General features: G+C 70.5%; 16 protein-coding genes and 1 pseudogene. 3 read left to right on the plus strand and 14 right to left on the minus strand.

All coding sequences use genetic code 11. From position 1 onward, the window contains the following. Positions 1 to 555, plus strand: a 555-nt coding sequence (locus PV419_RS17240) for a carbamoyltransferase C-terminal domain-containing protein (protein ID WP_319689552.1), incomplete at its 5' end; no start/stop codon positions are given. 4 nt (positions 556 to 559) lie between these two features. On the opposite strand, the gene PV419_RS17245 is transcribed toward PV419_RS17240, so the two are convergent. Both PV419_RS17245 and PV419_RS17250 read right to left on the minus strand, forming a co-directional pair. Next, entirely contained in the window at positions 560 to 1,567 is a 1,008-nt protein-coding gene (locus PV419_RS17245) for an isopenicillin N synthase family dioxygenase (RefSeq protein ID WP_319689554.1), read from the minus strand. A 178-nt stretch (positions 1,568 to 1,745) separates the two neighbouring features. After that, positions 1,746 to 3,173, minus strand: coding sequence for a helix-turn-helix domain-containing protein (locus PV419_RS17250; RefSeq protein ID WP_319689555.1), 1,428 nt, complete (start codon positions 3,171 to 3,173; stop codon positions 1,746 to 1,748). Positions 3,174 to 3,578: 405 nt separating this feature from the next. Here PV419_RS17250 and PV419_RS17255 point away from each other — a divergent pair, with 405 nt between their 5' ends. Further along, the gene (locus PV419_RS17255; protein WP_319689558.1) at positions 3,579 to 4,931 is read left to right on the plus strand and encodes a M64 family metallopeptidase; all 1,353 of its coding nucleotides are present in this window, start codon (positions 3,579 to 3,581) and stop codon (positions 4,929 to 4,931) included. Positions 4,932 to 5,352: 421 nt separating this feature from the next. On the opposite strand, the gene PV419_RS17260 is transcribed toward PV419_RS17255, so the two are convergent. From PV419_RS17260 to PV419_RS17300, 9 genes and pseudogenes are all read right to left on the minus strand, one after another. After that, a complete protein-coding gene (locus PV419_RS17260) occupies positions 5,353 to 7,719 on the minus strand; it encodes a WD40 repeat domain-containing protein (RefSeq protein ID WP_319689560.1) in 2,367 nt (788 codons plus the stop codon). A gap of 90 nt (positions 7,720 to 7,809) precedes the next feature. Then, on the minus strand, positions 7,810 to 8,448 hold the full coding sequence (locus tag PV419_RS17265) for a response regulator transcription factor (protein ID WP_319689561.1): 639 nt from the start codon (positions 8,446 to 8,448) through the stop codon (positions 7,810 to 7,812). Next, positions 8,445 to 9,683 (minus strand): sensor histidine kinase, encoded by a 1,239-nt coding sequence (locus PV419_RS17270; RefSeq protein ID WP_319689563.1) that lies wholly within the window; start codon positions 9,681 to 9,683, stop codon positions 8,445 to 8,447. The genes PV419_RS17265 and PV419_RS17270 overlap by 4 nt, the downstream gene beginning before the upstream one ends. A gap of 5 nt (positions 9,684 to 9,688) precedes the next feature. Further along, positions 9,689 to 11,899 carry an MMPL family transporter gene (locus PV419_RS17275; RefSeq protein WP_319689565.1) on the minus strand — a complete coding sequence of 737 codons (2,211 nt, stop codon included), beginning with the start codon at positions 11,897 to 11,899 and terminating at the stop codon, positions 9,689 to 9,691. Between the two features lie 456 nt (positions 11,900 to 12,355). Beyond that, a complete protein-coding gene (locus tag PV419_RS17280) occupies positions 12,356 to 12,910 on the minus strand; it encodes a DinB family protein (protein WP_319689566.1) in 555 nt (184 codons plus the stop codon). 68 nt (positions 12,911 to 12,978) lie between these two features. Continuing rightward, positions 12,979 to 13,308: pseudogene (locus tag PV419_RS17285) on the minus strand (site-specific integrase); the annotation flags it as partial. 77 nt (positions 13,309 to 13,385) lie between these two features. Continuing rightward, the gene (locus PV419_RS17290) at positions 13,386 to 13,823 is read right to left on the minus strand and encodes a GNAT family N-acetyltransferase (RefSeq protein WP_319689567.1); all 438 of its coding nucleotides are present in this window, start codon (positions 13,821 to 13,823) and stop codon (positions 13,386 to 13,388) included. A 359-nt stretch (positions 13,824 to 14,182) separates the two neighbouring features. Next, positions 14,183 to 14,851, minus strand: a complete 669-nt coding sequence (locus tag PV419_RS17295; protein ID WP_319689569.1) for a nucleotidyltransferase domain-containing protein — start codon at positions 14,849 to 14,851, stop codon at positions 14,183 to 14,185. Positions 14,852 to 15,005: 154 nt separating this feature from the next. Next, positions 15,006 to 15,842 carry an oxidoreductase gene (locus PV419_RS17300; protein WP_319689571.1) on the minus strand — a complete coding sequence of 279 codons (837 nt, stop codon included), beginning with the start codon at positions 15,840 to 15,842 and terminating at the stop codon, positions 15,006 to 15,008. A 103-nt stretch (positions 15,843 to 15,945) separates the two neighbouring features. Between PV419_RS17300 and PV419_RS17305 the strand changes: the two genes are divergently transcribed. After that, positions 15,946 to 16,851, plus strand: coding sequence for a LysR family transcriptional regulator (locus PV419_RS17305; RefSeq protein WP_319689573.1), 906 nt, complete (start codon positions 15,946 to 15,948; stop codon positions 16,849 to 16,851). Positions 16,852 to 16,883: 32 nt separating this feature from the next. On the opposite strand, the gene PV419_RS17310 is transcribed toward PV419_RS17305, so the two are convergent. From PV419_RS17310 to PV419_RS17320, 3 genes are all read right to left on the minus strand, one after another. Beyond that, positions 16,884 to 18,071: a winged helix DNA-binding domain-containing protein gene (locus PV419_RS17310; protein WP_319689575.1), complete on the minus strand. Its 1,188-nt coding sequence runs from the start codon at positions 18,069 to 18,071 to the stop codon at positions 16,884 to 16,886. 106 nt (positions 18,072 to 18,177) lie between these two features. Then, a complete protein-coding gene (locus PV419_RS17315; RefSeq protein WP_319689576.1) occupies positions 18,178 to 18,564 on the minus strand; it encodes a hypothetical protein in 387 nt (128 codons plus the stop codon). 109 nt (positions 18,565 to 18,673) lie between these two features. Further along, positions 18,674 to 19,051 carry an ATP-binding protein gene (locus PV419_RS17320; protein WP_319689577.1) on the minus strand — a complete coding sequence of 126 codons (378 nt, stop codon included), beginning with the start codon at positions 19,049 to 19,051 and terminating at the stop codon, positions 18,674 to 18,676. Positions 19,052 to 19,084 lie beyond the last annotated feature (33 nt).

Raw genomic sequence — 19,084 nt, forward strand, 5'->3', positions numbered from 1 at the left:
GTCCAGACGGTGAACCGAGAGCAGAACCCGTTCATCCACGATGTGCTGTCCGCTTTCGTCGAAGCGACGGGTGTGCCGATCCTGTGCAACACCTCCCTGCACGACAAGGGCGAGCCGATCATCGACAGTATTTCTCAGGCCATTAATTTCTGCCTGCGGAAGGGAGTCCCGGTCGCCTATCTGAACCAGTGTCGTGTCACCTTCAAGAACGCGGACTCGTTCCCCGAGGAAAAGCCACACCCAAGGAACTCCGAGCCGTTTCAGCGGGACGAATCACAGTTGGCCGAGCTCGCCGAGCGGCTGAATCCGTCCGGGCTCGACGACCTCTACCTGCACATGTGGCTCCGTCACCCGATGTTGCGCCGCAAATTCGACCCGGCGGATCAGCGAAGTGCCCGGACTCTCAAGCGAACAGTCGACTCGTTGCTGGCGATGGACGAAGACCTTCGCAGCCACTTCTCGAGGTGGATCGACCTCTCACACAACCCACGAACGAGAGTGGCCGCAGGTGTCGAGGGTGACGCCTCTTCTCCAGCGTCACCCCCCAAGCCCTGAGCACTCAGCTGGTCAACAGCGCACCCGGGTCCACATCGGGGAAGTGGCGGCGGGCGATATGCGGAGAGGACTGGAGCCACCTGGCCAGGACGCGTCGGCCGTAGTGCTCTGTCGTGGCCGCCCCTTGTGGAGCTGTCGTGTCCTTCGTCAGGGCTTCGATGTGGGGGTTGAAAGCGAAAGCGAATGAGTACCGTTCGACGCCTGTAGGCGGGGTGATCACACGATGCACGGGGGCGGGCAGCCGGCCGCCCGTCGCCACGTGAAGTGTTTCGCCGAGGTTGACCACGAGCGCACCGGGCAGTGGTGTCACATCAACCCAGCCGTCGTGGCCGTCTTCCATCTGGAGCCCCCCGGCGTCGTCCTGCGCGATGAGGGCCAACAGACCGTGATCCCGGTGGGCGCCCAGACCATTGTCATCAAAGCCGGCGGTGCCGGCCGGGTAGTGGCTTGTCCTGAGACGGTGGTTGGGATTGCCCGCGACCAAGCCGTCGAAGAAGTCCGGGCGACCGTGGAGGGCCGTTGCGATCGCGCTCAGCAGCCGATGACTGAGTGTGGTGAGTTCGCCCAGCCAGTCGAGCATCACGGGTCGCAGCTCGGGGAGTGCGTCGGGCCACTGGTTCGGTCCGATCAGCTGTCGCCAGGGTGCCTCCGGAGCCAGTGGTTGCGGAGCCGTCTCGGGGCCTATCACGAACTGCTCACGCCGATCCGCGTCGGTAGGACCCTTGGTGTGTTCACCTCGAGACGGAACGAAGCCCCGAAAATGAGGAGAATTCAGGTCGGCGACCGACATCCGTACCTGATGGGAGAGGGCGAAAAAGCGCTTGGACACCTCGAAAGCGCGGTGAATCGTTTCGGTGGGAACGCCGTGGCCCACGAGGTAGACACAGCCTGTGTGCTGGAGCTGATCGACCAAAACGCGTGTGGATTCGGTCGATTCGGAAGCAGAGCCGGAATCCAGTGTGGACACGTCGAAGACGGGCAGGGGGAGCTCCGTGCCTCGGTGCTGTGTCACAGGTGATCCCCTTTCATGAGGTGCCGACCTTTGTGGGTCCGCTGATCATCTGCCCACCGTACCCTTGACGCTGTGACGCCGTCGGGCGTTGTCGTAGCTGGAACCGACTTGGCCCATGCTCCGCCGGAGCCCGAAACGGCAGCCGTTTCCCTTGGTTCGCATTCAGCTCGCATTCCGCTCACACCGGCGGCTCCGCCGGGGCGGGGCCCAGGGTGGTGGTGCCGGGGGCCGCGCGGTGGCCCAGGCCCCTGCGGTACGCGTCCATCGCCGCCTCGGTGCGGCCGGCCCGCCGCAGCAGATCGCCCAGCAGCCGGCACAGGTCGGCCAGGTCGCCGGCCGCGCCCGTCCGCTCCAGCAGGGACAGGGACGCGCGGTAGTGCTCCTCGGCTGTCGCCGCCTCGCCGCGCTCCTCCGCGATCAGGCCGAGCAGCCGGTGTGCCCCGCCCGCGTGCACCGCGCCGGCCTCGGCGGTGAGCCCGGACGCCGCGACACCGCCTCCCGCCTGATCGGCATCCGCCCCGCCATCCCCCGTGGACCGCTTCAGCAGCGGCAGCAGCAGCGCCTCCGCCTCCGCCGTCCGCCCGCGCCGCCGCAGCACGTCCGCCAGTTCCACCTCCACCTGCACCACGTACAGCGCGGCCCGCTTGGACGCCAGCATGTCCCGCGCGATGCACAGTTCGCGCTCCGCCCGCTCCAGGTTGCCGTCCTGCGCGTGGACGTAGCCGCGCATCCAGTGGCAGTGGGCCAGGTCGGTGTGGATGCGCAACTGTTCGTACAGCTCCTGCGCCTTGGCCAGCGAGGCGTCGGCCTCGGCGGTGCGGCCCTCGGCGATGAGCGTGCGGGCCACGCCGCGGTGGAGCCGGGCGATCAGCCCCGGGTCGTCCACGCTGGGGGCCAGCGCGAGCGCCAACTCGGCGGAGCGTGCGGCGCGGCCGTGCGCCCCCATGTCCATGTACGGGGCGATCGATGCGGTGTAGAGCAGCAGCAGGGCGTTCGGATCGTGCAGGCCCGAGGCGTTGAGCTCGTCGATGGCGCTCTCCAGGAGGTAGCAGGAGTAGCGCAGCTCGCCCGAGAGGAAATGGGCCACGGCGCGGCCGCGGATCGCCGGGACCCGCCGGGGCAGCGGCTCGTCGGCCAGGAGCTCTTCGGCCGCCTCGTAGTGGGCGCGCGCCGCGGCCAGTTCGCCGACCTCCTGCGCGCAGTCGCCGAGCCCCACCAGGGCGGTGGCCCGCTCGTCCCGGAAGCCGAGCCGCTCCGCCTCGGCCATCAGCTCCTCGAACAGCGCGGCCGCGTCCTTCGCGTCGCCCGCGGCCAGCTCCCTGCGGGCGTCGGTGAGCCCGGCCCGCAGCCGGATCGCGTCGTGCGGGTCGCGGCCCGTGGTCAGCTCCTCGTAGCTGATGCCGAGGCGCTCGGCGAGGTGGCGCAGCGCGGCTTCGGAGGGGCGTGCCTTCCCGGACTCCAGCGTGGAGACATACGCGGCGGTGTAGGCGGGCTCGGCCAGCTGCCGCTGGGTGAGTCCGCGTTCCGTACGCAGCCGGAGTACCCGGCGCCCGATCTCCGCGGCTCCGTCGGCCGTTCGTACGTCCCCGGCGTTTCTCTCGCCCACCGTGCCCTCTTCTCCTCGGCCGCAACTCAAGCGCCGAGTTAAGTCCATTTACGCGAGGATTGAAACATGTCGAGGTGATGGATCAGGGGGGCCGGCCGAGCGGGAGGCGGCGACCGTCCGTCGGTCAGGACCCCTCTTCGCCGATCACCACTTCGACGTACCGCTCGACCATACGGCTCCCGGCCGGGAGCGGTCCGCGGCATGCCCCGAAACACATGGTGAGACGCCGTCTGAGACACTGTGGCCGGTGTTCACGGGACGTCGGTGACTACTGACAACTGCTGACGATTACTGGCGACTTCCCTAATTCCCATTGCCGAATCGCGCTCCGAGCCCCTAGGTTGAGCGGCGACTTAATCCTGCTTAACTGGCTGCTTACGAAGTTGAGTTCGGGGGGTATTGACCGTGCGCAGACGTCTGCCCAGACGTTTCTCCATACGCACCGCAGCCGTCGCCGGCGGTTTCGTCCTGACGGCGGCCCTGGCCGCCACGGCGTCGGCCACCCCCGAGCCGCCGCCGCCCCCCGCCCGCACCGCGGCGGCCGACGGCGCCGACCTCACCCACGAGGTCGAGTACTTCACCCGCCCCGGCGGCCACCCCCGCCACACCGAGGTCCCGGCCGCCACCCCCGACCGCATCGCCCGCGCGGACCGTGCCCTGTCCGCCTCCGAGACCGCCGCCGACGGCGACGTCAGCTCGGTCATCCAGACCGGCCCGGTGGCCGACAAGCTCGACGTCGTCTTCATCGGCGACGGCTACACCGCCGCCCAGCAGGGCGACTTCCACACCGACCTGCGGTCCAAGTGGGAGCAGATGTCCGCCGTCGAGCCGTACGCCTCCTACAGGGAGCTGTTCAACGTCTGGTCGGTGGACGCGGTCTCCAACCAGTCCGGCGTCTCCGGGGACCCGGGCAAGGACGTCGTCAAGGACACCGCGCTGAAGTCGTACTTCTGGTGCGACGACATCGAGCGGCTGCTGTGCGTCGACACCGACAAGGTCGAGTCGTACGCCGCCAAGGCCCCGGACGCCGACCTGGTCGTCGTGCTCTCCAACTCCACCAAGTACGGCGGCGCGGGCTACACCCTCACCTCCCAGGTCGGCTACGACGGCATCGCCACCGCCTCCTCCGACCACGCCGACTCCGACCAGGTGGCCGTCCACGAGACCGGCCACTCCCTCGGCAAGCTGGCCGACGAGTACTTCTACGCCGACTACGGCACCTACACCGGCGCCGAGCCCGGCGAGTCCAACGCCACCAAGCTGACCGCCGCCCAGCTGACCGCGCAGCAGAAGAAGTGGTACCGCTGGATCGGCCAGACCTCGCCCGACGGCGGCACGGTCGGGGCGTACGAGGGTGGACGCTACTACCCCAAGGGCATCAACCGCCCCACCGAGAACTCGATCATGCGCACCCTCGGCCGAGAGTTCAGCCTCCCCGGCCGCGAGGCGATGATCGCGGGCTTCTACCAGCACGCCAGCGCGATCGCCAGCACCACCGGCACGGACACCGCCGTCAAGCGCGACGCGACCATCAAGGTCACCTTCCCGGCCTCCGCGTCCGTCACATGGTCCGTGGACGGCACCGAGGTCACCGCCGCGCGCGGCAAGAGCTCGGTCACCCCGGCCTCCCTCGGCATCACCTCCGACGGCCGCACGCACACCGTGACCGCCAAGGCCACGGACAACACCAAGGCGGTCAAGGACCCCGCCCTGCGCAAACTGCTGACCGACTCCCGCACCTGGAAGGTCACCACCTAGCCGCTCAGCGCCGCCACCCCCCAAGCTGCCGCCCCGTGGACCCCCGCCGCGGGGCGGCTTCTATTCCGCTTTTCCGCGCTTCCGCCCGGTCAGCGCGCGTAGGGCCGCAGCGGCGGCTCCTCGCGAACCCACGGCCGGCCGTGGAGCAGCAGGTCGAGCGGGAGGCTCAGCAGGCTCGGCAGGGTCTCGACGGCCACCGGGGTTTCCAGGGGCGGACCGGGATCGGTGTCCGCCTGTGCGGACGGGGGGGGGACAGAGCCAGCGTCAGCAGGGCCGCCGCGAGGCCGGCGGCCCAGGTGCGTAATCGCATGGGAACCTCCGCGGGGGAGCGTGTGAAAGGGCCTCCTATCGTGCGCAGACGTCACAAGGGCGTCAATATCCGTCCCTAACACCCCCACATCCGTATGTAACCCCCCACCCGTCAGGGGGTGTCCGCCGACAGCCCGCCCAGCAGCTCCCGTGCCTGCCCGGCGAACTCCCCGCTTCCGGTCGCGGCGGCTCGTTCCAGGAGCTCGCCCGCGCGCCCACGGTCGCCGTCCTCGGCGGCCATCTCACCGAGCCTGAAGGCGCCCTCGGCCACCAGCTCGGGCTCGTGGGTGGCCTTCAGCAGCCGCTCGTACCAGGTGCGGGCGCCGTCGCGGTCGCCCAGCCAGTAGTGCAGCTCGCCGAGATGGCCGGTGGCCAGCGGCCGGTGGATGCTGTCGGCCTTGAACGCCATCTGGTACCACTTCAGCGCGCCGGGCAGGTCGCGGCGGCCCTTGGCGATGCGGCCGAGCAGCATGGTGGCGTAGCCCTTCGTGCGGAGATCGCTCCCGGCCAGCTCCACCGCGCGCAGCAGGTACGTCTCGGCGGTCTCCGCGTCCCCCAGGTTGAGAGCCGTCCAGCCGAGGCCGAGGGTCGCCCAGGCGGGCCCCTTCACCTCGAGATCGAGGGCCTGCTGGTAGGCGGCGCGGGCCTCCTCGTTGTCGCCGTCGCCGCCGCGCGTGCGCAGCATGTCGCCGAGGCGCAGCACCATCTCGGCCAGGGTCTTCCGGTTCTCCTTCTGGTCGAGCTCACGCCCGGCGGCGATGCGGTGGGCCGTCCGGGCGGCCTCCACGGCGCCGTCGAAGTCCTCCAGGGTGACCAGCACCGAGGCGAGGGAGTAGGAGGCGTGCATGGCGTTGGTCGCCCCGCCGGTCTCGATCGACCGCCGGTACGCCTCGGCGGCGCCGGGCAGGCCGTCCCGCCTCTCCCGCAGGAGATCGGCCTTCTTCCGGTACACCCTGGCGAGGGCCGCGGGGTCCTCTTCGCGCTCGATCAGCTGGTCGTACAGGAAGAGGGTGTCGCCATCGTTCAGGGCGTCGTCGGCGAGCTTGCGCAGTTCTTCGACCGTCGGGTTCGCCTCTTGCGGGGGTCCGACGGGCGCCCCGGCGCGGTAGATCCGGAACTCGCCCCCGTACCCCTGGGATCCGGTGATCACCGAGACCGCGAGCATGCTGCCGTCCGGCGACCAGCCCAGGGCGGGGAGGATGTCGCCGTCTTCTGTCCGGCAGCGCATGAGCAGCGCGCCGTCGGAGACCCGCCACAGGTCGATCCGCTCGTCCGCCTCGGTCTCGTCGGCGGACGGGCCCTTCCCGCCGCCGGTCACCAGGTAGGCCCCGTCCGGCCGGACGATCGCGTCGGACCGGATTCCGGCGAGCGTGGTGAGGACGCGTCCGGTCTCCGGATCCAGGATGTGCACATCGCCCCCCTGGCCGACGAACATCCGGGTCTCGTCGCCGGTGAAGGAGACGCTTCCGGCCCGCGCCTTCCCCCTCGGAAGGTGCAGTCGGCGGGGCGATGCGCCGGACGAGCACAGCACGTCGACCCAGGCGCCGTAACCGGTGAAGCCGCCGTAGCCGCCATCGGCGCGGTAGCGGCCGAAGCCGGTGTCGGCCCGGTAGCGGCCGGTGCGCGAGCGGGCTTCCCGCGGCTGCGGGGGGACATCCACCTCGGCGCCGCTGTCGACGTCGTAGGCGCGGGTCGCGGCGGCGGCGTCCTCCGCCCCGCCGCCCCATCTGACGCGCTTGGTGATCTGGTGGGTGCCGGGCACCCACTGGATGTCCTGGCCCCACAGGGAGCTGTACGGGACGCGGACGTGCTCGCTCCAGTCGTCGGTGCGGAACACCACCAGCTCGCACGCCTGGCTGGTGACCGCGAGATACCGTCCGTCGTCCGAGAAGGCCAGGTCGCTGGGGGTGCTGTCGTCGTCTCCCTCACCCGGGAACGGGTCGAGCGTCACCGCGGGGCGCCGCAGGTCCAGCACCGTGGGGGCGTCCTCCTCCAGCACCTGGTCGGCCGTGATCGCGTAGAAGGTGGTCGCCCAGCCATGGCCGGGGCTCAGCGACCCCAGCCAGCGCGGGTCGGTGACCTCGACGTCGTAGTCGGCCTGCACGAGCAGATCCTCGTGCTTCCAGCGGCCGTCACGCTCGTAGTAGAAGTCGTGAAGGCGCTGCCAATCGGCCTCGGCCACGGGGTGGTTGCGGGTGGCGATCCGCTCGATCCGCCGGACGTACCGATGGGTGTGGGCGGCGACCCACTCGGGATCGAGCACCTGGTCGACGCCGACCATTCGCAGCGGGTGGAGCGAGCTGATCGGCAGGTGGTGCGTCGCCTCCCACAGCAGCGTGAAGAAGAAGCTCGGATCGTCGGGCAGCGAGGCGTGGGTCCGGCTTTCCGTGTCGTAGTACACGACGAAGACGCGGAACCGGACGCGCGACTCGTCGGGCGCGACGTCGAGGACGCGGATGCCGTACAGATCGGTGGCCATCGGACCTTCCACAGCAGGGGACTTGGGGAGTCCGGTCCATGGTCACAGACGGGTCCGACAGCCCGCCCGGCACCTTCGGAGTCGCCCCCGCTAAGGCCGCCGCAGCAGTCCCCGCTCCAGGGCCACCACCACCGCGCGCGTCCGGTCGTTCACGTCGAGCTTGGCGAACAGGCGCAGGAGATGGGTCTTGACCGTGGCCTCCGTGATGACGAGGCGTTTGCCGATCTCGGCGTTGGTCAGGCCGTCGGCCACGGCGCCCAGAACGTCGGTCTCGCGCGCTGTCAGCGGGTCCTGGGCCGGGCGGCGCATGCGCGCGAACAGCTTCTCGGCCACCCGGGGCGCGAGGACGGTCTCGCCGCGTGCCGCCGAGCGGATCGCGTCGGCGAGCTGTTCGCGGGTGGTGTCCTTGAGGAGATAGCCGATGGCGCCGGCCTCCACTCCGCGCTCGATGTCCCGGTCGGTGTCGTACGTCGTCAGGATCAGGACCCGGGTGCGCGGGTGTCGGACGACGATTTCGGCGGTCGCCCCCACGCCGTCGAGCACCGGCATCCGCAGGTCGATGAGCGCGACATCGGGGGCGTACCGCTCGACGAGTTCGAGCGCCGCCCTGCCGTCCCCCGCCTCACCGACGATCTCGATGCCGTCCTCGCCGGCGAGCAGGGCGACCACGCCCGCCCGCATCACGGTGTGGTCGTCCACCACGATCACCCGGACTCGTTCGCTGGTCATCCCGTACCCTCGCGCATCTCGTCGCTGCCCCCGCTGTCGCCGTCGCCGTCCTTGGGCATCTCCACAGGTATCACCGCCAGGACCCGCGTGCCGTCGCCGACCGAGCTGGTGACCGTCAGCCGGCCGCCCAGCTCCGCCAGGCGCTTACGCATCCCGACCAGTCCGAACCCCGCCGACTCCTTTGGGACGAAACCGGAGCCGTCGTCGGTGACCTCCAGCTCCACCCCGTACGGCCGGCGGGTCAGCATTACCCCGACCGTGGACGCCTGTGCGTGTTTACGGACGTTGGCCAGGGACTCCTGGGTACAGCGCAGCAGCGCGATCCGGGTCTGCTGGTCGCATGCGACGTCCGCCAGGTCGGCGGCCACCGTGAGCCCCGTGTCCTCCGCGAAGCGGTCGAGGATGCGGCCAAGTGTCCGCGCCACGGAGCCGGCCGCCGCACCGTCCCGCTGCTGTGCCGAGCCCACCAGCTCCCGCGCCTCGGTCAGGTTCTCGCGCGCCGTCGACTCGATCGAGCGCAGCTGCTGGGCGCTGCGCGCCGGATCGGAGGCGAGACCGGCCCGGGCCGCCTCCGCCAGCACGACGATCGACGCGAACCCCTGCGCGAGGGTGTCGTGGATGTCCCGCGCCATCCGCTCCCGTTCGTCCACCGCCCCCTGCCGCTGGTGCGCCTCGGACAGCTCCGCCTGGGTCCGCTCCAACTCGACGATCAGCCGGGCCCGTTCGGTGCTCTGCGCGACCACCGAGTGGGCCCACAGGCCGATCAGGACCCCCACGGCCACGACGATCAGGGTGGACACCAGCGTCTCGCTGAAGAACTCCAGCGACCAGCCCTGCCGGGGCCAGGTCCCCGCCAGCGTCGCGGCGGTCGCCAGCCCCAGGAACCCCATGGAGGCCCTGGGGGTCCGCCCGAACATCCAGTAGTGCGGCAGCGTCACCATGAACAGCGCCGCATAGCTGCCGCGCAGATACGCGATCCCGCCGAGCGCGAGCACCAGCACGGACAGATAGACATGCGGCCGTACGACGGGATTGCCGGGGAAGCGGTCGAGCAGCGCGTAGCACAGCGCCACGCAGCCCAGCAGCGCGAGCGCCCCGTACCTGCTCCCGCCGGGCCGGTCCATCGCGGCGAGCCCGATGGCCATCGCGGCGAACAGCACCCAGCACACCGCGTTCCAGCGGCGCAGCGACGCGGCCCAGAAGACGTCGGCGGAGGGCCCGGCAAGAGCAGTCATACCGATCAACGTACGTCGACCACCGGCTGTCCATGGGCCGCACGGTCCGGCACGGCCGCGGCCGCTCGCCCCGGCCGCGACGGCCACCAGGTCGACTCGCCGAGCAGGAGCAGGGCCGAGGGCAGGATCATGATCCGCACGACGAAGGCGTCGAGCAGCACGGCCGCCGCCAGCACGAAACCGATCTGCTTCATCTCGATGATGTGCAGGAAGACGAAGCTCACGAAGACCGTCGTCATCACGACCGCGGCGCTGGTGACCACGCTCGCCGAGGTGCGGAGCCCGTCGAGGACCGCCTGCTGCGTGGGGACCCCGGCGAGCGCGGCCTCCCTGATCCGGCTGACCACGAACACCTGGTAGTCCATGGAAAGTCCGAAGAGGATCACGAAGAGGAAGAGCGGGACCCGCGACCCGATCGAGCCGGTGGAGTGGAAGTCCAGCAGCCCCTCGGCCCAGGTGCCCTGGAAGACGAGGACGAGCAGCCCGAGCGCGGCCGCGGCCGACAGCAGGTTCAGTACGACACCGATCAGGCCGAGCACCACGGAACGGAAGGCGTACACGGTCATCGCGAACGTCACCAGCAGCAACGCGCCGATCACCAGCGGCAGTTTGCCGTTCTGATGGGCGGGATAGTCGGCGTAGCGGGCGACGTCACCGCTGACGCCGTACTCCGCGCCCTCGATCCGGCCGACGGTGGCGGGCAGGTAGTCGTGGCGCAGGTGGTCGAGGGAGTCGTAGGCCTGAGGGGAGTTGCCGAGATACGGCACCTTCAGCCGCAGGACGCTGACCCGGTGGTCGGCCGACGTCCTGATCAGCGAGCCGTCGGCGAACAGCGGATCGCGGTCGGCCAGTCCGGCGAGCCTGCGCAGCGCCCCGGTGACCTCCTGGGTGCGCGAGGCGTCGGCGCGTACGACCACGTCGTGCGTGACCCTCTGCTCGGGAAACGCCTCGTTGAGGCGGTCGTACACCCGCATCGCGGGGATCTCGCGGGAGTGGGTGTCCCGGCTCATCTCCGTGATCTTCAGCCCCGTCAGCGGAAGGACGAGGGCGAGCAGGGCGAGCACCGAGACACAGAGCGTGGCGAGGGGGTGCCGGGCGGCGGGCCGCAGCAGCGCCGCCCAGATCCGGCCGCCGCCCTCGCCGCGCGTCCGCCGGGCCGGCTTGCCGCGCTCCGCCCGGCGCCGCGCCCTGCGTTCCGCCCGCTTCCCGAGCACGACCAGCAGCGCGGGCAGCGCCGTCAGGGAGCTGGCCACGGCGACCAGGACGACCACGATGGTGCCGGTGGCCAGCGAGGAGAAGATCACGTCGGAGGCCAGATACAGCGTCGCGGTGGAGGCGACGACCGCCATCCCCGACACCACGACCGCACGGCCCGAGGTGGCCGCCGCCAGCTCCACCAGCGCCTCGGTGCTCAACCGGCCGCCGCCGCGGGCCCGCTCCTCGCGCTCCCGCTTGAGATGGAAGAGCGTGTAGTCGACGCCGACCGCGAGGCCGATCATCAGGATGACGTTCGTGCCGACCCCGGCGTCGGGGGACAGGTGCGAGGCCACCATCGACAGGCCGATCGCCGCCGCGATCGACGACAGGGCGAGCAGCAGCGGCACCGCGGCCATGACGACCGAACCGAAGACGATCAGCAGCGTGATCAGCGTGACCGGAAGCGTGATCGCCTCGGACAGCGCCAGGTCATCGCTGCGCTGCTGGTCGACCCCCTTGCTGACGGAGGGGGAGCCGGTCTCCTCGAGCAGCAGCCGCGGGCGGGACTTCTGGACGGCCGCGGTCTGCGCGACCAGCGCGTCGACCTTGTCCTTCGCGTCCCGCTCCTCGCCCTTCAGGGACACCTCGACCATGAGGATCCGGCCGTCGCCGGACCACAGCGGCCTGGCTACGCCCGCGACCTCGGGCAGTTGCTTCATCCGCGCCGTGAGGTCCCGCGCGGCCGCTTCGGCGGTTTGCTTGTCGGCCTGCTTGTCGAAGGCGCCGGAACGGGCGGAGATCAGCACCTGCTCGGTGGAGCGGCGCTCCAGATGCCCCTCGGCCGCCATGGCCTCGGCCCGGCCCGCCTCGCCGACGCGGTAGTCCGCGGTCTTGGCGCTGTTGGTGCCGACGGCTCCGCCGACGACCAGGCACAACGCCACGAACACCAGCCATCCGACGATCGCCCGCCAGGGGTGCCGCGCGCTCCAGCGTGCCACGCGCACAGTGAGTGAGTTCATGCCCGAAAGCCTTGCTGAGCAGGGCGTTTGGCGGACAGAGGCGTCAGGTTGAACCTGCCGTCCGCCGATCGGTGGACCCGGAGGAGGGGGTTATCCCCCGCACGCCCATCACGCATCCCTCAAGGCCCGGCTGCCGTGGCCTCCTGCCGTGACCCACCACCCGGCGCACGCCCCCGCACCCCGGCGCCCGTCCCGCGGCAGCGTCAGTGTCGCGCCCGCCGTCAGCACGAGCCCGGCCGCCGCGAAACGGCGCCGGTTCAGGCGTCACTCGAAGGTGTCCAGATAAGGAGATGCTGGGCCGCTACTCCTTCCGGCTCCCCGACCTGCCCGGCGGTATGAGGCCCCTGCGTGACCCGGACGCGGCCGATGAGTAGACCAGGAGGAAGGAGATAGCCGCCGACCCCGGCCGTTGTCTGGCGGCACACGGCCGCCGGACAAGGTCGCCCACCGCCGAAATCAGACGCCTTCGCGCAGGTACAGGTCGCGCAGCAGGCCGATCTCGCCGCCGTGATGCGCGACCTCGACCAGAGCGTGCAGCGCGAGCTTCAGATAGGTCTCATCGGCCCAACCGCCGGGGCCCAGGCCGATCGGCGCCAACAGGCGCTTGTCGCCGAGGGCTGCGATACGGGAGATGAAGTGCTCCCAGTCCTCGGCGAGCGCCTGGACGCCCTCTTTCGCGGTGCCCGGCCACTCGTGGCGGTCGCCGAACTCGGGGACGTCCTCGAAGAAGTGGATCACATAGCCGCGCAGGCAGAGGCTGCCGATGTGCCAGATGCGCCAGGCGATCGTCGTGAGGGGGTCCGGCGCCTCCGGACTCGATTCCGGAACGAGCGTGGCGACGCGGAAGACGCCGTCGTCGCCGGGGCGGATGCTGATGCAGTCGCTGACCGGCTCCCAGTGGTACTCGGCGTCGGTCAGGCCCTCAAGGCGCTCGAACAGCCGGGATCGCGTGCGTTCGAAGGCCGCGAGAATGTCCCGCGTGGCGGGGTCGGGCACGATCATGTCAGCCATGTCAACTCCAGGGCTCGGTGGTTTCGGGTCGGTCGGGATGATCAGGATCGAAGGGTCGGCCGGCTCGGTCACGTGCCCCCGCCTCGGCGTGTGTCGCCGGGCGCGAGCAGGCTGGTGAGTTCGGCGATGGCGTCCGGCGACGGCTTGCAGTAGCGGCGCGGGTTCTCCGGCTTGCGGTGCCGGGACTTGGCCATCAGCATCAGCAGCGACGCGCCGGCCTCGCCCCGGTGTGTCAGCGCGGAGTGGCGGTATTCGTGCAGGTCCCAGCCCATGCCCGGGCCCTGTGTGGCGGCGTGGATGTCCAGCAGGGCGCGGGCCTGGCCGTAGGACAGGCGCGCCGCCCCGGTGTCTGGGCACACGTCCCGAGGGCCAATGACCTTCCCCTGCCCCGCCCTCCGTCCTCGCGGACGCGCTCGGCGTCAGCGCCACCACCGCGGATGCGCTACGCGGAGCGAGCGGGCACCGACTACCTCGCCTACTCGTCGATCGTGAAGCGGTAGACCGTGGACTGTCGGGTCTGGAAACCGAGACGCTCATACAGCCGGTTCGCCGCAGCACGGTCCGGTCGGGAGGTGAGATCAACGGTCCGGGCGCCCGCTTCCTGGGCGAGCCGCAGGGCCTCCCGAGTGAGAAGGCCCGCGACCCCTTGGCCTCGCGCCACGCTGTCAACGACCACATCTTCGATGCGGGCCCGCAAGCCGGACGGCAAGGGCAACAACACCAGCGTCAGGGTGCCAATGATCGCGTCAGGCTTCCGTGCAACGAGCACTGTGTTGGCATCACAGGTCACCATCCGGTCGATCGCTTCGTAGTCGAGGGGCTTGGCGGTCGAAGACAACTGCGGAAGCAACCTGTCGAAAGCGTCGACGAGTTCCTGACTCGCCTCCCGAATGATCTCTACACCGACGTCCATGCCAGGAGCCTATCCGTCGACCGACCCTGCACGGTCACTCCGACAGCACGGGTCGTTACCGCCCACTCACCCCCACTGAATAGCCGTCCTTACCACCATGACTTCAAGATCGCCCCGCGCCCGACGTCCCGTCAGGAGCCCACAGGGCCGACAGATGCTGAGCGCCGGTTTTCGTTCGGGTCTCGTGGCGGCCCGTGCAGGGGGCTGACCTGGGGCTCCGCCGCCGACTCGCATAGGATGCGGTTTTCTCGCATCTGATGCGAGTCACGGAGAGTGGTGAAGCGGTAAGGTTCAACGGTTGTCCGCGCTCCGAGAGTCCACCAGTAACCAGTACCGAGGACCTCTTCGAGCTGTGCGCTTCAGTCCGAAACCGAACGAAGCGGGGGCTGAAGATCCGCGAGCCAGGGATGTTCCGGATGTGCGCGGGTGAGTAGCTCGGCCAAGGTCTCGCGCTGAGCCGAGGTCATATGCGGGACGGTCGCGTCGAAGTCTGCTTGATCCTTCCGGCGTGCGTGCTTGGCCTTGAACAGCAGGACCAGTTCGGGCGCCAGATACGGGATGCCGTCCTGGGTGTGGTGGATGATGTCGCTGTAGGGAAACCGGATCCTCTCATCGCGTCGGCAGATCCAGGTGTCGCCGTCGTGCGGTTCGCGGAACACGTCGAGCAGGTAGTTGCCGGTGGCCGGATCGCGCAGCCATGTCTGATGTACTGCGGCCAGCACCTCCGGTGTGACGTCCTCCCAGATCCGGCCGCTGCCTGCTGCGTCGAAGACGTATCCGGGGAAGCGGTTGCGGACCTCGGGAAAGCTTGCGGCCGGAATCGCGATCTCGATGTCTCCATGCGCGCGCGTCTGCCTGCCGCGGAACAACTCCAGCGCCCAGCCCGCGGCCACGTACCAGGGAGTGCTGATCCCGGCCAACTGCTGTGCGACCTCACTCGGGGTCCAACAGGATGACCACCTGGCGTGGAGGGCTTCGATCTCCTCAGGTGACAGCTCGATGCCGCCGCTGGGCAGTTGCTCGCTCACCGCAGGAATCTATCAGCGGACTCGAAGGCCCTGACTTTGGTCAATGAAGGAGATCGGCGGGACCTGAAGCCGCACGCCGCTGGCGATCACATGAGGTCACCAGCCGGCTGGGCTACTCCGAGAACTGGCGACAGTTGATGACGAGAGCCCACCATCAGTCGTCGAAGTCGGTGGAGCGGGTGAGCTTCTCCCAGGAGCCGAGTTCGGTGCGGGCACGGTCGAGGTGCGCGGTGATCGCGTCGGCGGCGTCGTTGCCGAGCGGCAGACGCAGCGGCGGCTCGTCGGCGTCCAGAGCGGTGAGGATGGCGGCCGCGGCCTTGGCCGGGTCCCCGGGTTCCTGGCCGATTCCGTCCGGCAGCCCGGAAAGGACGGGGCCCACGGTGTCCTGATAGGCGTCCAGGGCAGCCGCGGAGGGCCGCAGTGCCGCGGTGCCGGCGAAGCCGGTACGGAACGCGCCGGGCTCGACGATCAGCACCCGGATGCCGTGCGGGGCGACCTCGGCGGCCAATGCCTCCGAGAGCCCCTCCAGGGCGAATTTGGTGGCGCAGCAGGCGCCGCCTTTGGCGAAGGCGAACCGCCCACCCATGCTGGTCAGCTGCACGATGGCGCCCGAGCCCCGGCGGCGCATATGCGGCAGCGCGGCCCGGGTGAGCGCGGCCGGGCCGAAGAAGTGCAGGTCCATCAGGCCCCGCAGCTCCGCGTCGGTGGTCTCCTCGACCGCCCCCACCATGCCCCGTCCGGCGTTGTTGACCAGGATGTCGATCCGGCCGTGCCGGGCCGCCACGCCGTCGACCGCGCCTTGGACGCCCGCGATGTCGGTGACGTCCAGCGGTAGGGCCTCGACCTGGTCCGGGTGCGCGGCGACCAGGTCGTCGAGCAGCGCGGTACGGCGGGCGGCGGCGACCACGATGTCCCCTGCGGCCACCGCCGCTTCGGTGATCGCCCGGCCGAACCCGCTGCTCGCCCCGGTGACCAGCCATACCTTGTTCATGATCTTCTCCCTGTGTCGGGTGATCCGCTGTTCTCGGCGATCCATGCGTGCACCACCTTGCGAGGCACACCGTTTGCACGTCCAAGACCTGCTGTGATAGCCGATGGTTATGGACGTTCACGGACGGGACCTGAGGTACTTCGCCGCAGTGGCCGAGGAGCTGCACTTCACGCGCGCAGCCGAGCGGCTGTACGTCTCGCAGCCCGCGCTGAGCAAGCAGATCAGGACGCTGGAGAAACAGGTGGGGGCCGAGCTGTTCGAGCGCGACCGGCGCGAAGTGCGCCTGAGCGCGGTCGGTGCGGCGCTGCTGCCGCATGCTCAGCGCATGCTCGCCGAGTGGGAGGCGGCCCAGGAGACAGCCGCCCGGATCGTGGCCGACCAGGCGGCCGTCCTCGTCGTGGGGATGAGCACCAGCCCGGGGCGCGGCGGCGTGCTGCCGGCGATCCGCTCCCGCTTCACCGCCGCGCGCCCTGACGTCCGCCTCAGACTTCGCCAGGTCCCCTGGGACGACGCGACCGCCGGGCTCGCCGACGGCACGTGCGACGCGGCGTTCGTCTGGCTACCGCTGCCCGATCCGGACCGCTACCGGTGGGTGGTGGTCGCCGAGGAACCCCGCCTGGTCGCCATGGCCGATACTCACCCGCTCGCCGACAGGGAGATCATCGACTTCACCGACCTGCTGGACGAGCCGTTCCTCGCTCTGCCCGACAGCGCGGGGCCCCTCCGGGACTACTGGCTCGCCACCGACGACCGCGGCGGGAAGCCGGCACTCATCGGCGCGGAGGTGGCGAGCACCGAGGAGACGTACGAGGCGCTCGTCGCGGGTCTCGGAGTGGTCCTGCTGGCGGCCGGGAACGCCCCGCTGATCACCCTTGGCGGAGTCGTCACCCGTGCGGTGAGGGGCATCTCGCCCAGCCGCTTCGCCCTGGCCTGGCGCGCCGACGACCGCCGCCCGCTGGTGCGGGAGTACGCGCGCGCGTGTGAGCTGGCGACCGGGACAACGGGCTGAGGCGGGGCACAGCCGCGAGAAGCGCGCCACATCTATGCCGCCAACTCCCGCTCCAGCGGCGTACGGAACCGGGGCGTGACCCTGACCTCCCCCAGCCATCCGCTCAGCCGCGCCGCCTCCGCCGCCACGGCGGCCGTCGCCTCCCGGCCCACGTCGCTCAGCGCGCGCCAGACCACCTCGCCGTTCGCCCGCTGGGCCCAGCCGCCCACGACGCGGCCGTTCCACCACACCGTGGGGCCGATGTTGCCGCTGCCGTCGAAGAGCGGCTTCACATGGTCGGGGTCGAGGTACCAGCCGCGGGCCTGCCAGCCCATGGCCGTCGGGTCGAGGCCGGGCAGCAGCGCGGCCCAGGGCTCGTCGTCCGCCACCGGCTCGCCGTCCCCGGCCACATCCCCCGCCACCACGTACCCCGGCCCCTCCGCCAGCGCCACGCCCTGCGCGCCGATGTCGGCCAGCGCCCGGCGGGTGTCGGTCACCGTCCAGCCCGTCCACCACTTCAGGTCGGCCTCGGTCGCGGGCCCGTACGCCGCCAGCCAGCGGCGGGCCAGCTCGGCCTTCGCCTCGCGGACGGGGAGTTCGGGGAGCGGCGGGGCGAGGGCCCAGGGATAGAGGCTGCTGGTCCAGGAGCCGCGCGGGCGGCAGCGGCGCAGATGGCCGTCGGAGGCGAGCAGGCGGAGCAGCCGGCTGCCGACCGTCTGCCGGGCCGCGTACGGCTTGCCGGGCGACATCACGATGCGCTCGCGCAGCGCGGGCACGTCCTCGGCCACCTCGGCGGTCGTCGCCTCGCCCCGCTCGGCCACCGCCGCCAGCACCGCCTTCTCCGCCTCGGCCAGCCGCGCCTCGTCCCAGTGGTCCTCGGCGCGCTCCCGCAGATGCTTCAACAGCGTGGCCCGCTCCTTGGCGGCGATGGCCCGCGCGGTCGACGAGCCGACGACCGGCGCGAGCTCCGTCGTCACGGCGAAGATCGTGCGCCGCATGCTCAACAGCTTGACCAGCGAGACATCCTCGTACAGCGCCCGCTCCACCTCCCCGGCCCCCGGCTCCCGCAGCCGCGCGCACGCGGACAGATAGACGGTGGCCGGATCGGTCGCGTGCAGCCCGACGACCGCGTCCGCCACGGCTTCGACGGAGGCCGCCCGCCCGGACGGCGCCAGCAGATGCCGCCGTCCGAGGCGGGCGCGGCGCTGGGCGGGGGTGATACGGGGGAGGGAGTCGCTCATGGAGGCGACCGTAGGAGCCATACCTGTCATCTTCTGGCAGGTACGGCCGTACGGCGTCGCCGGGCACGGTTCCCATCACGGGATTGTGTGACTGGCGTCGAGCCTCTCAGGCAATCCATGCTCGAAGACGTTCGCTGAGCACGACGTCATGCGGCAGCCGCTCCAGCTCTTGCGCGTCCACGGCCACACCCTGCTGCCCGAGGATGCTGGCCAGGGCGCCCCAGTGGTCGGCCGCCATCTGCTCATCTGTCTTGCCGTCGAACGGCTCGTCCGGCCCGACCACCATCCGGGCCGTCCTCTCGACGTCCTCGACCGAGATCCGCGCCCGGATATCCGCTGGGCCTGAGGAGCTCCAGCCGCGATCGTTGAGCAACACCAAACTGCGGCCGTCCGCAAGTACGGCCTCAAGCCGTGCCGACACCGACATCTGACGAGCGCTCGTAGCACCGACGTCCAGATCGGCGTGCGTGATCAAGCGGGTCACAACAGTCATGCCACCCTCCTGGAATCTCGGACCCTACTGCAATGATCACTGAACCAAGATCCACGTGTACCCCCTTGCAGCACTTGCTCGTTGGACCGGCTGCGGACTCCCGTGAGCGTTACGGCACCGCGAACTCAGCCCAGACCACCTTCCCTCGCAACGGCCTGGTGTGATGCCCCCAGTCCTTGCTGAGCGCCGCCACGATCACCAATCCCCGCCCTCGCTCCTGGCTCTCGGGCACGGGCCCGTCGGGCCAGACCGGCGGCCGACGGTCCGGGTCGTCGACTTCCAGCCGCAGCCGCTGTGCGCTGCGCAGCGTGGTCAGGGCGATCACGCCATGGGCCTGCCCGGCGTGCCGCACCGCATTCGTCACGAGCTCGCTGGCCACTACCTCGACGCATTCGGCCAGCTCGTCGTCCACGCGCCAGGTGTCCAGGACGTCGCGGACGTGGCGTCGGGCGTTGCCCGCTGCCTTGGGCGCGTGGGGGAGGAGCATGCGGCTGATGTGAAGTCCAGGGTCATTTGCGTC

Origin of the sequence: Streptomyces sp. ME19-01-6, assembly GCF_033793745.1 — a bacterium.
Lineage (GTDB): Bacteria > Actinomycetota > Actinomycetes > Streptomycetales > Streptomycetaceae > Streptomyces.